Here is an 11,613-nt window from a genome sequence, read left to right as displayed (position 1 = left end):
CTCAACGTTGGGTAGTTGAATACTGAGCCATTACGCTGCAGTAGCACTTACTGATATGCTAAAGCCACTTTTTATATATTACCTACGGACATTAACGTGCCACTACGCGATCTGATGCTAGGCCTGTTGGTTATCGCCATTTGGGCACTGAACATTATTGTGATTAAAGTCGGCGTAGCAGAGCTACCACCGCTATTAATGACGACCCTACGCTTTATGCTAGTCGCTGCACTACTGGTGCCTTTCTACCCCGTCGCTCGTGCTCAGCTACCTTTTTTACTCTTGCTTTCCATCACGTTTGGTAGCCTGCATTTTGCGCTGCTGTTCATCGGATTGGGCCAAGCTGAAGCAGGCACTGGCGCACTGCTGGTGCAGATGGGCACCCCCTTTGCCACACTGCTGGCGGTGGTATTTCTTAAAGAAAAACTGGGGGCAAAGCGTATAGCGGGGCTGTTACTCTCTTTTTCTGGCGTGATTGTGTTGGCTGGTGGGCCAACACTACCCTCACCACTGCCACTGACCATTCTGTTGTTAAGTGCCTTTGGTTGGGCCGTTTCCCAACTATTAATTAAGCGCGGCCCGCCCATTGCCCCTTTGGCATTGGCAGGCTGGGTGGCGCTATTTGCGATCCCCCAAGTGGCGTTAGGGTCGTGGCTATTTGAAACCGGCCAGTGGCAGGCCATTCAGCAAGCAAGCTGGCGGGGGTGGGGAGCAGTGGTCTACACCGCGGTAATGTCGTCTATTGTGGCATACGGCATTTGGTATGCTTTATTGCGCCGTCACCCTGTCAATCGCGTAGTGCCTATGACCTTGCTAGTACCCGTGTTAGCAGTGGGCTTGGGCGCGCTATTGATGGGCGACAGCTTAGGCATTCACAAACTATTGGGCGGAGGGCTCGTGGTGGCCGGTATCGCGCTGATCGTACTCAATGTTGGCCAACGTCGACCGGCTACAGCTTAACAGCACACTTATTTTGACGGATACGCTAATTTCGCACCTTTTAAGCATCTAAGCGTCAGGACGGCAAAACCCTGCCAGAGCGGGAACAGATACGCAGTCACCCACCTGAATACCGCGCTCGGCGAAGTAGCCAGCATTGACCTCGAGCGCCGCATGATAAGACGCGCCAGCTGGATAAGAGGGGCATTCGCGGGGCGTATCGGATGTACAGGGCTGCATGGTGTTAATCGCCACAATGCGTCCTTCACCATCAATATAAGCAATATCTAACGGAATTAACGTACGGTACATCCAGAAGGCATTGCCTGCGGGCTGCTCACTTTCAAACCGAAACAGCATGCCACGCGCTTCTGGCAGGTGCTCACGTTCCATTAAGCCACGCTGTCGCTGGGAGGCGGTCTCCGCCACTTCAACGTCTAATCGATGGGGGCCGTCTTGGCTGTGGATCGCCAGCGGCAGTGTCGTGGTTTGCGCTTCGGCTGCCCAAACGTTTAACAGCGACATCGGCACGCTCGCCGCTAGCGAAACACCCAACGACGTTTTAAGCAGTTGACGACGAGAAAGGATCATGACGGGTTCCTTTTGTTATTAGGAGACGTGCTATTTCTTATAAGTGCCATTTTTCTAAGTGCTATTTCATCTAATGGGTGATATCAATACTCGCTATTCAGTGACGATACGCTATTCAACGCGTTAGCCACAGCCTCCTCCGAGCCTGACATAAGATAAACGCCTTTCGCCAGAAGCGACACATGTACCTGCTCTCCCAACGCTAACTGGTTGCGTCTAGCAGCATGAGTAGCAATATCAAAACGTAGCCTATCGCCATGAGAAACACGCAGCGAGATCGACGTAATACCACCAAGTACTACCATCTCATCCACTGTGGCGGCCACAGGATTTTCACGCTCACCCTGTGAAGGTCGATCACGACGATGTAACACAATATCAGAAGGCGGTAGGTACCAGGTGACGCTTTCCCCAAGCGACAAATCGTCGAGACCTCCGGCAACTTCTAAACAGTACTTTCCCCACTGCAGTCGACGCTGGCCGTTGCTGCTGACCACCTGCCCTTCGAAAATATTGTGACGATCTAACAACCTTGCCACCAACGGCGAAGCTGGCCGCCGAAACAGTGCTTCGGGGCTTCCTTGCTGCAAACTCACGCCGTTATGTAACACGCAAATTTGATCTGCCAGCGCAGCGGCTTCTTCTAAATCGTGGGTCACCAGAATAATCGGGATAGAGATCTGCTGGCGCAGCAGTGCCAGCTCGCGCTGGAGCCGGCGGCGGGTCACCTGATCAACGGCTGAAAAAGGTTCGTCTAACAGCAGTGCCTGCGGCTCACGGGCCAAAGCGCGCGCAAGCGCCACCCGTTGGCGCTGCCCGCCAGAAAGCTGGCTAGGGAAGCGTTTTTCCAGGCCTTCCAAACGCACATTGGCAAGCCACTGTTTTGCACGGAGCTGGCGTTGAGCCTGGGGCAGATGCCCCATGGCAAGCTGGACATTCTCTAACGCGCTGAGGTGGGGGAACAGGGCATAATCTTGAAACACCATGCCGATTTTGCGCTGCTGGGGGGTAAGGGAGTAGCCTCGCTCAGTTGCCAACCACACGTTACCCGCACACGCCACAAGACCCTTTTCAGGCTGGTACAAACCAGCGATGGTACGCAATAGCGTGGTTTTGCCACTGCCAGAAGGGCCTACCAGCGCTAACAGCTGGCCTGCCGGGCAGCTAAACGACGCATCCAGCGGGATCGGCCCGCACTGCTTGGCCACCACCGTCAGTCCATTGCCTGTGATTATGTCAGCCACGCACCCACCTTCGCCTACCAGCCAACCCGTAAACTAAACCAAGGGTTGTTAACGACACGAACAACAGCAGTGCCGACATGCGCGCAGCACCTTGTTCATCAAACGCCTGTACTCGATCATAAATGGCAATCGCCAGCGTGCGGGTTTCCCCATCAATCGCGCCGCCAACCATTAAAATCACCCCGAACTCCCCCAACGTATGGGCAAACGTTAAGGCAGCTGCAGAGAGAATGCCCGGCCACACCAGCGGTAGCTCAATGCGTACCAGTGTCTGCCAAGGACTCAGCCCGCTGCACCAAGCAGCTTCTCGCAGGTTAGTTGGCACGTTCTCAAAGGCGCGCTGAATCGGTTGAATCGCAAAAGGTAAATTAGCGATTAATGAGGCTAACAAGATACCGCTAAAAGTAAAGTTGAGCCCACCTCCTGTCAGCGAGGCCCAAACGCCGCCTAAAGGCGCATCACGACCAAACTGCTGTAGCAAATAAAAGCCAAGCACGGTGGGCGGCAACACTAGCGGCAGCGCGATTAGTGCTTCACATAGCCCTTTACCACGAAACTGCGCCCTTGCGAGCGTGCGGCCAAGCCATATGCCTACGGGGAGTAAGAAAAGACAGGTTAAGCCTGCTAAGCGCAGCGATACTGAGAGCGCCGTCCAATCCATCACTCGGTACTAAAGCCATATTGCTGAAAAATAGCGATCGCTTCTTCTTCCTGGAGCCATTCATAAAACGCTTGCGCTACGTCACCCGCCTGTTGGGTGAGCACCATACGTTGGCGCAGCGGCGCATGCCACTCCTCTGGGATTAGCAGGTACTCACTACGTTCGGCAAGCGCCGGTGCCAATGCCAGTGAGTAAGCAACAAGACCACCACGGGCATCGTCTGCCAGCGCAAACTGAGCAGCTTGGGAGACATTCTCGCCGAGCACGCGCAGCGGCTCGGTGGATTCCCATAATGCGGCGAAGCGCAGCGCCTGCTGTGCCGCCACGCCATAAGGTGCATGCTCAGGGTTCGCCAGGGCAATACGCTCTCGCGCCCCATTGGCGTAAGCAGCAACCGCTTGTTCAACGCCCGCTAATGGGTTGGCCTCATCCGGCAGATCGCCACGACCGGCGCGCTGAAACCATACCAATCTACCAACAGCGTAAATCACGCCTTGATCTCGCGTGTGGCCCTCTTCGTAAAGGGCAAACACATAGGCCTCATCTGCCGATAAGTAGAGCTCAAAAGGGGCTCCTTGGGCAATTTGACGACGAAAGTTACCCGATGAGCCAAAATTAAGCCTGACTTCCGCGCCTGTTTTTGCCGTAAACCGTTTGGCAGCTTCCGTTAAAGCGAACTGCAGGTCGGAAGCCGCCGCAACGATCGGTGTACTCGCCATGGCAGGCAGGCTGATTAGCAATGATAGCGCCAGCAACATGGCACGCATGCGTTACTCCTTGGCTTGTTCAACGTGCTGATCGTTAATCAACATCACCTTCATGGTATTGGTACCGCCATGAGCATTCATATGATCGCCTCGGGTCAGGATGACATAGTCACCAAGTTTAGCGACGCCCTGCTTAACCAGCAACGTTAGTGCTTCATCATTCAGCTCCGTAGCGCCCATTTCTGAGGTATCAAACGGAAGTGACACAACACCGCGATATAGCGCCATACGACGCTGGGCGATAGGGTTATGGGCAAGCCCAACAATGGGCAGACCTGAGCGGATACGTGAAGCAATCAACGGCGTGTAACCTGAGGAAGTCATACAGGCAATCGCCGTGACCCCTTGCATATGATTGGCGGCGTACATGGCTGAAAGCGCAATGGTCTCATCTGGCTGAGAGAAACCTTCATGAATACGGTGGCCTGATTCCTGGGCAGTTTTTTCTCGCTCAGCACCTAAACATACCCGAGCCATTGCTTCTACGGTTTCCACTGGGTAGTCGCCCGCAGCGGTTTCGGCGGAAAGCATCACCGCGTCGCTGCCATCCAGCACCGCATTAGCAACGTCGAAGACCTCGGCGCGGGTGGGCAGCGGCGCTGAAATCATACTTTCCATCATTTGCGTGGCGGTAATCACAGCGCGGTTAAGCGAGCGCGCGCGCTTGATCATGCGCTTTTGCACGCCCACCAGTTTAGCATCTCCAATCTCAACCCCTAAGTCACCCCGCGCCACCATGACCGCTTCAGACGCTTCGATAATACCGTCAAGAGTCGCCTCATCCGCCACCGCTTCGGCGCGCTCTACCTTTGCCACCAAGCCAATATCTTTACCTGCTTCACCAAGTAAGCGGCGCGCTTCTCGCATATCTTCAGCATGGCGGGGAAACGAAATAGCTAGATAATCGACGCCAATATCCACAGCGGTTTTTAGATCGTCTTTATCTTTTTCTGTTAAGGCAGGAGCAGATAGCCCACCGCCTTGCTTATTAATGCCTTTATGGTTGGAGAGCTTACCGCCAACCACTACTTGGGTATGCACCTGCTGGCCATCTACCCGGGTAACGTCCAACACCACACGGCCATCGTCTAGCAACAAGCGATCTCCGGCCGTGACATCCTGCGCCAACGTTTTGTAATCACAGCCCACCTGGTGCACATCGCCAGCATCGCCATCAAGCGCCATATCAAGAATAAACGGCTGCCCCTCTTTAAGTACCACAGCGCCTTCTTTAAAGCGCGCAATACGAATTTTAGGGCCTTGAAGATCCCCCAATGCCGCGACGCTGCGGCCTAACTGAGCAGCGATTTCACGCACGCGCACTAAACGTCGACGATGATCATCTGCGCTACCATGAGAGAAGTTCAAACGCACCACATCAACGCCCGCCGCAAGCATGGCTTCTAAGACACCTTCCCGATCGCTGGCGGGACCAAGGGTGGCGACAATTTTAGTACGACGGATCGACGAGAAGTGCAGTGCGTTCATAAGAATCCAACCATTTAAATTATAGTTAATGACACTAATAAATCAGTGTAACGCGTCCAGTATGACAGCGATGCAACACCGTGAAATGATTTATGCCAAGGTTATGCAGATCGCGATAGGGAATTCATCACAGTTGTTGCCATCGCCACCACGGTCTACCACTAAAAACTCGCCTTCACGCTCAAGCACCGACTGTATCGCGTGCCAGGTGCCGGCCCGGTAGTTAACGCCCTGGCGGCCGTCTGTGACAAAGGCGCGGACGTCCGCCTTATCAATGGTATCGCCAGGGGGAGCGACTACCACAATAAAGCGCTCTTGATGCAACGGCATAAAAGCTTGGCTACCTTGGGGATGACGCTCTAAAAAGGTTAATTCCAACGGCAGCGTAACTGGCTGGCTGACAAAAATATTGATCAGCGTATGGGCGTTTTCACCCAGCGTCTCTACGGTTGCCAGGTTGTGGTGTCGCTGGGTACGACCAGCATTAATGGGAAACGACGCTGACGTGCGGGCATCCAACACATCGCCAAAAGGCGCAAACGCCTCCGCTGTTAGCGGTTCAGCTATCAGTTTAATCATTATAACATCCTAAAATAACCTGCTTCGCTGGGGGAAATGCAGCGAAGCAGCCAACGTCATAGCCTAAGTACTGGAGAACAAGCACTGGAGAACAAGTACTGGAGAACAAGTACTGGAGAACAAGCACTGGAGAACAAGCACTAGAACTTGAGTGCGGCGTGGCGGTTGACGTCTTTGTACAGTAAGTAACGGAATGGCCCCGGGCCGCCGGCATAACACGCCTGAGGGCAAAATGCGCGAAGCCACATAAAGTCGCCAGCCTCTACCTCAACCCATTGCTGGTTAAGGTGATATACCGCTTTACCTTCCAACACATAAAGCCCGTGCTCCATCACATGAGTTTCATCGAAAGGAATCACGCCACCTGGCTGGAAAGTCACGATATTGACGTGCATATCGTGGCGCACATCGCCAGGGTCGACAAAGCGCGTGGTTGCCCAGCGACCCTCTGTGCCAGGCATTTCATTGGGGGCGATGTCTTGCTCATTGGTGACAAAGGCCTTCGGTACGTCCAACCCTTCCACAAACTCATAGGCCTTGCGAATCCAGTGAAAACGCACGGGCGCAGACGATTCGTTGCGCACCTGCCAGTGGCTGCCAGGGGGAATAAATGCATAGCCACCGGGGCGCATGGTGTGGCGCTCGCCTGCCAATGTGAGTGTTAACTCGCCTTCTACAATGAACAGCACGCCTTCGGCCTGGGGGTCTAACTCCGGCTTGTCACTGCCGCCTTCAGGCTGAACTTCCATGATGTATTGAGAAAACGTTTCAGCAAAGCCAGAAAGCGGGCGTGCCAGCACCCATAGCCGCGTGCCTTCCCAGAAAGGCAAGTTGCTGGTGACGATATCGCGCATCACGCCTTTAGGAATCAACGCATACGCTTCGGTGAATACGGCACGATCAGCGGTTAGCTGTGTTTGCGGCGGGTGACCCCCTGTAGGGGCGTAGTAAGGAGATTTATTCATTATATTGCCTTTCAGCGAGTTGGAGCGGGATGCTGCTCAGCCCAGTGGCGAGCGATATCCACACGACGTGCTACCCATACGCGATCATGGGCTTCGATATAGTCTAAAAAGCGCTGCAGCGCGCGCAAGCGCCCAGGACGGCCTAGCAACCGACAATGCATGCCAATCGAGAGCATTTTGGGCGACTCATCTCCCTCGGCATACAACACATCAAAGGCATCACGCAGATAGGTAAAGAAGTGATCCGCGGTATTAAAGCCTTGAGGAGCGGCAAAGCGCATGTCGTTGGTATCTAGGGTATAGGGCACGATCAGGTGATTATGCTCACTGCCTTGGCTGTCTGTCACAGAGGTCCAAAACGGCAAGTCGTCACCATAGTAGTCACTGTCGTAGAGAAAACCGCCCTCATCTAGAATCAGCCGTCGCGTGTTCGGGCTATCGCGCCCGGTGTACCAGCCTTGTGGTTTTTCACCATAAAGACGCTGGAAAATGTCCATGGCTTTTTGCAGGTGTTCTCGCTCTACATGCTCAGGAACTTCTTGATAGTGGATCCAGCGATAGCCATGGCAGGCAATTTCGTGCCCCAGCTCTTTAAATGCCTGAGCGACGTCGGGGTTACGCTCTAGCGCCATGGCTACCCCAAATACCGTCAGTGGCAAATCACGCTTTTCGAACTCGCGCAGAATCCGCCATACGCCTGCCCTAGAGCCATATTCATAGATCGACTCCATACTTAGGTGCCGGTCTGGATAGCTGGCCGCGCCAATGATCTCAGACAGAAATTGCTCTGACCCTGCGTCACCGTGAAGAACGCAGTTCTCCCCGCCCTCTTCATAATTCAACACAAACTGAACAGCAATTTTTGCCTTGCCTGGCCAATTAGCCTGAGGAGGGGTACGGCCATAGCCTGCTAAGTCACGCGGGTAGGTACTTAAGAGTTGATCAGATGAAGTCGACATTCAGCAGCTCCTTTCATGGATGCAGCGCATTTTATTAATATTAACAATATCGCAATACAAAAAATAATTGTATACAAGATAGCGGCATTTGGTAATCACTTCAATCCAGCTGCACGTTAATTAGCTGACTCTACTTACATTTTAGCGCTTACACAGCGCTAAGCAGTTGAAAGCTGAACAGTTGGTCAAATTAACACTTTGTTTTATGCCATATAAAAGAGCTTGCGGTCTACGCGAAACACCCCTATTTTCGTATACAAGATATATAAAATTGTTTACCTGAAGGATGACTAACGTGCACATACGCATTATTAACCCCAACACGACGGCTTCTATGACTGCTGCCATCCATCAGTCCGCCCTGCGTCAGGCAGCAGCATCAACCACCATTACCACCACCCAGCCCGATGCAGGGCCAGTGTCCATTGAGAGCCATTTTGACGAGGCGATTAGCGCGGTAGGCGTAGCCGAAGAAGTTCTTAAAGGAGAACGTGAAGGCGGCATCGATGCTTATGTAGTGGCCTGCTTTGGCGATCCTGGTTTACTCGCAGCCCGAGAGTTAACCCGCGCCCCGGTCATCGGCATTGCAGAAGCTGCCTTCCACTTAGCCACGCTGGTAAGCACTCGCTTCTCTATTGTGACGACATTAGGACGCACCGGCATTATTGCCGAACACTTGCTGGAACAGTACGGCTTTCGCCACCACTGCCGCCGCATCCGCGCTGCAGAAATTCCTGTTCTTGATCTTGAACACCACCCAGACGCAGCCTTTACCCGCATTGTCGAAGAGTGTTGCCGTGCTCGTAATGAGGATGGTATTGGCGCCATTGTCTTGGGGTGCGGTGGAATGGCGAACCTAACGGCCGACATTAGCCGTGAAGTAGGGCTGCCTGTCGTCGAGGGTGTTAGCGCCGCGTTAAAGCTGGCGGAATCGCTGGTTAGCCTGGGCCTTCATACCAGTAAACACGGCGATCTGGACTATCCGCGCCCGAAATCGTTTACCGGCAAGTTTGCCGCGCTATCTGACCTGCAACTTCCTACCTCAAGGTGATAACCACTTAACCATTAACCATGCACTAATAAATAGCTCAATAACTAACAACATAACCATTAAGAAACAGCCGTTTCGTCAGCACGCTACGCCGCAAGCACTTCTTGGGCACACAACGCGCCCAGGCTACCAATAACATCGATAATCTTGCGAGGACGGAAACATGAGCAACTCTAACCCTGCTCTTACGTCAGAAGAAGCCCCCATTGCGAACACCGCCATAGCTGAGAAAGCTATAGGCGCTGAAAGCCTTGCACCGCAAAGCACACGAATTATGGGACGAACATCCTACTTTTTAGCTTGGTTTGGCGGGTGTGTCTCTATTGGCACCTTCGCCATGGGTTCAAGTGTGGTTGGCACCTTAAACCTACTGCAAGCCACGTTGGCTATTGCCATTGGCTGTTTTGTGATTGGCATGGCACTGGCCATTAACGGTGCAGCGGGCTACAAATACGGCATTCCCTTTATGGTGCAGGCACGTAGCGCTTTTGGCTTTACCGGCACCCGCATTCCTGGCCTAGTAAGGGCCGTGCCTGCCGTGGTGTGGTATGGCTTTCAAAGCTGGATTGGCGCTGGCGCATTGAATATGGTCTCAGCCACTTTATTTGGCTTCGACAACCTCATTTTCTACTTTATTACCTTCCAGTTTTTGCAAATTGGTTTGTCAGTGTTGGGCTTTCAAGGCATTAAATGGCTTGAGAATATCGGCAGCGTCTTTATTTTGCTTTCACTGATGTACATGTTCTACGCCACGGTGCAACGCTATGGCGATGAGCTGTCGGCTAGCATTTTGACTATGGAAGGCTCTTGGGGCTTGCCGTTCTGGAGTGCCACCATGCTATTCCTGGGCATCTATAGCACCATGATGCTTAATGTCAGCGACTATTCGCGAGAACATAAGAAAGGCACGAAACAGAGCGTGTTAACCACTATCTACGCCATGTCGATTCTGCCCTGCACGCTGTTCATGGGCTTGATTGGCTATATGGTGTCAGAAGCGACGGGCACGGCTGACCCCATTCAAGTATTTGCCAATGCGGTTGATAACACGCCATTGCTGATGACCACGCTGCTTTTTATTGCCTTTGCCCAAGTCACTACCAACGTCCTTAACAACGTAGTGCCACCCACCTACGTATTAATGGACGTATTTAAACTTAAGTTTCCGGTAGCCACCGTTATTGTTGGCTTGCTAGCCTTCGCCACTTTCCCTTGGAAGCTGGTTCAGCCTGAGTCCGCCGCTGGCCTGCAGCTCTTCGTACAAACATACTCGGCCTTTCTTGGCCCTATCTTTGCCATTCTGGTCGTGGATTACTACATCATACGCCGCCGTACGCTAGACATTAGCAAGCTTTACGACCCTTCTGGCCCTTATCAAGGTGTCAACAAAGCTGCCCTAATCGCAACAGTAGTTGGTATTGTGGCCGCACTAACCTTCTCTTCGATCTCTTGGTACGCCAGCCTTATTCCTGCTGGGCTGACCTATTACCTACTGATGAAGCATTGGCCTGCCTGCCAGCGGTTTACCCAGTAATAGGGCCGCAACGCCCCTGCTGTGACTGCTCCTGAGGTGATGCTATCCCAATGCCCAGACAATATTGTCTGGGCATTTTTTAACTTTACGAAGCAACTTAACCACCAAAAATCTGCTGTAGATCTGGTACGTTCTCTTCTTCTTCGACCATCGAAAGTGATGCTTCAATCGCTTTAAGATGGCGGCTCATAAATGCTTTCGCTCGTTCGCCGTTGCCCGCTTCCAAATAGCCGATCAAGTCATCGTGATCATGGGATTCACAGCCTAAGTGACCGCGATGGCCGTAAACCGCCAGAATCAACGACGAGCGTGAGCATAGACGCTCAACAAACTCAGCAAGCGTTGCATTACCCGAAAGCTGGGCAAGGCGCACGTGAAAGTCAGCCGACAGGCGAATAGCGACGCTTTGTTGACCATTGCGTAGCGCTTGACGCTCCTGGCGAGCCATTTCACGCAGTTCGGCGGCCTCTTTCTCTCCGATCCGCCTTGCCACATCAGGCATTAGCCCACACTCAATCATCTGACGTGCATCAAACACATCTTTTGCTTCGTCTGCAGTGGGGCGCGTCACGCTAGCACCGCGCCGCGGCGTAAGCGTGACCAGCTGCTCTAACGCTAAGCGTTGCAAGATCTTGCGGATGCCGGTACGGCTGATGCCAAAAACTTCTGACAAAGCATCTTCACGCAGCCGAGCGCCTGGCTTTAGCCGCTGTTCGACAATAGCGTCGCTAACCGCGCGATAGATCGACTCGTGGCGCTCCTCACCTTCTTTTTCCGAGGGTCTTTGCTTTAACGCCGCCTGCGCATCACTCATAGGATCTCCTGTCTATGACTT

The 11,613-nt window shown here is 53.1% G+C and carries 12 protein-coding genes; 3 read left to right on the top strand and 9 right to left on the bottom strand.

What is annotated here, in order from left to right; all coding sequences use genetic code 11:
* The first annotated feature begins 96 nt into the window (after nucleotides 1–96).
* Nucleotides 97–960: a DMT family transporter gene (locus M0220_RS11265; protein ID WP_030073969.1), complete on the top strand. Its 864-nt coding sequence runs from the start codon at nucleotides 97–99 to the stop codon at nucleotides 958–960.
* A gap of 48 nt (nucleotides 961–1,008) precedes the next feature.
* On the opposite strand, the gene M0220_RS11260 is transcribed toward M0220_RS11265, so the two are convergent.
* From M0220_RS11260 to puuE, 8 genes are all read right to left on the bottom strand, one after another.
* Complete coding sequence (locus M0220_RS11260; RefSeq protein WP_030073971.1) at nucleotides 1,009–1,530, bottom strand: DUF192 domain-containing protein; 522 nt, start codon at nucleotides 1,528–1,530, stop codon at nucleotides 1,009–1,011.
* An 83-nt stretch (nucleotides 1,531–1,613) separates the two neighbouring features.
* On the bottom strand, nucleotides 1,614–2,774 hold the full coding sequence (locus M0220_RS11255) for an ABC transporter ATP-binding protein (protein ID WP_264017669.1): 1,161 nt from the start codon (nucleotides 2,772–2,774) through the stop codon (nucleotides 1,614–1,616).
* Complete coding sequence (modB, locus tag M0220_RS11250; protein WP_264019225.1) at nucleotides 2,767–3,435, bottom strand: molybdate ABC transporter permease subunit; 669 nt, start codon at nucleotides 3,433–3,435, stop codon at nucleotides 2,767–2,769. Before modB ends, M0220_RS11255 begins: the two co-directional genes overlap by 8 nt.
* Nucleotides 3,435–4,202 carry a molybdate ABC transporter substrate-binding protein gene (gene modA, locus M0220_RS11245; protein ID WP_264017668.1) on the bottom strand — a complete coding sequence of 256 codons (768 nt, stop codon included), beginning with the start codon at nucleotides 4,200–4,202 and terminating at the stop codon, nucleotides 3,435–3,437. The genes modB and modA overlap by 1 nt, the downstream gene beginning before the upstream one ends.
* Nucleotides 4,203–4,205: 3 nt before the next feature.
* Nucleotides 4,206–5,690 carry a pyruvate kinase gene (gene pyk, locus M0220_RS11240; protein WP_264017667.1) on the bottom strand — a complete coding sequence of 495 codons (1,485 nt, stop codon included), beginning with the start codon at nucleotides 5,688–5,690 and terminating at the stop codon, nucleotides 4,206–4,208.
* A 90-nt stretch (nucleotides 5,691–5,780) separates the two neighbouring features.
* Nucleotides 5,781–6,269, bottom strand: coding sequence for an ureidoglycolate lyase (locus tag M0220_RS11235; protein ID WP_030073980.1), 489 nt, complete (start codon nucleotides 6,267–6,269; stop codon nucleotides 5,781–5,783).
* A 140-nt stretch (nucleotides 6,270–6,409) separates the two neighbouring features.
* Complete coding sequence (locus M0220_RS11230) at nucleotides 6,410–7,234, bottom strand: bifunctional allantoicase/(S)-ureidoglycine aminohydrolase (RefSeq protein WP_264017666.1); 825 nt, start codon at nucleotides 7,232–7,234, stop codon at nucleotides 6,410–6,412.
* Nucleotides 7,235–7,245: 11 nt separating this feature from the next.
* Entirely contained in the window at nucleotides 7,246–8,193 is a 948-nt protein-coding gene (gene puuE, locus M0220_RS11225; protein ID WP_264017665.1) for an allantoinase PuuE, read from the bottom strand.
* A gap of 295 nt (nucleotides 8,194–8,488) precedes the next feature.
* On the opposite strand from puuE, the gene M0220_RS11220 reads away from it, so the two are divergent.
* Together M0220_RS11220 and M0220_RS11215 are read left to right on the top strand one after the other, a co-directional pair.
* The gene (locus M0220_RS11220) at nucleotides 8,489–9,244 is read left to right on the top strand and encodes an aspartate/glutamate racemase family protein (protein WP_318784684.1); all 756 of its coding nucleotides are present in this window, start codon (nucleotides 8,489–8,491) and stop codon (nucleotides 9,242–9,244) included.
* A gap of 163 nt (nucleotides 9,245–9,407) precedes the next feature.
* Nucleotides 9,408–10,778, top strand: a complete 1,371-nt coding sequence (locus M0220_RS11215; RefSeq protein WP_264017663.1) for an NCS1 family transporter — start codon at nucleotides 9,408–9,410, stop codon at nucleotides 10,776–10,778.
* 97 nt (nucleotides 10,779–10,875) lie between these two features.
* On the opposite strand, the gene M0220_RS11210 is transcribed toward M0220_RS11215, so the two are convergent.
* Nucleotides 10,876–11,592 (bottom strand): GntR family transcriptional regulator, encoded by a 717-nt coding sequence (locus tag M0220_RS11210; RefSeq protein ID WP_030073988.1) that lies wholly within the window; start codon nucleotides 11,590–11,592, stop codon nucleotides 10,876–10,878.
* Nucleotides 11,593–11,613: the final 21 nt, after the last annotated feature.

This window comes from Halomonas qinghailakensis (assembly GCF_025820815.1).
GTDB classification, from domain to species: domain Bacteria; phylum Pseudomonadota; class Gammaproteobacteria; order Pseudomonadales; family Halomonadaceae; genus Vreelandella; species Vreelandella qaidamensis.
The sequence above is the reverse complement of the archived record's forward strand: the minus strand, read 5'-3'. Positions and strand labels throughout refer to the sequence as shown.

Excerpts from the sequence above, each read along its gene's own strand:
- M0220_RS11260 (WP_030073971.1), bottom strand. The coding sequence starts at position 1,530 with ATGATCCTTTCTCGTCGTCAACTGCTTAAAACGTCGTTGGGTGTTTCG.
- modB (WP_264019225.1), bottom strand. The coding sequence starts at position 3,435 with ATGGATTGGACGGCGCTCTCAGTATCGCTGCGCTTAGCAGGCTTAACC.
- modA (WP_264017668.1), bottom strand. The coding sequence starts at position 4,202 with ATGCGTGCCATGTTGCTGGCGCTATCATTGCTAATCAGCCTGCCTGCC.
- pyk (WP_264017667.1), bottom strand. The coding sequence starts at position 5,690 with ATGAACGCACTGCACTTCTCGTCGATCCGTCGTACTAAAATTGTCGCC.
- M0220_RS11235 (WP_030073980.1), bottom strand. The coding sequence starts at position 6,269 with ATGATTAAACTGATAGCTGAACCGCTAACAGCGGAGGCGTTTGCGCCT.
- M0220_RS11230 (WP_264017666.1), bottom strand. The coding sequence starts at position 7,234 with ATGAATAAATCTCCTTACTACGCCCCTACAGGGGGTCACCCGCCGCAA.
- puuE (WP_264017665.1), bottom strand. The coding sequence starts at position 8,193 with ATGTCGACTTCATCTGATCAACTCTTAAGTACCTACCCGCGTGACTTA.
- M0220_RS11215 (WP_264017663.1), top strand. The coding sequence starts at position 9,408 with ATGAGCAACTCTAACCCTGCTCTTACGTCAGAAGAAGCCCCCATTGCG.
- M0220_RS11210 (WP_030073988.1), bottom strand. The coding sequence starts at position 11,592 with ATGAGTGATGCGCAGGCGGCGTTAAAGCAAAGACCCTCGGAAAAAGAA.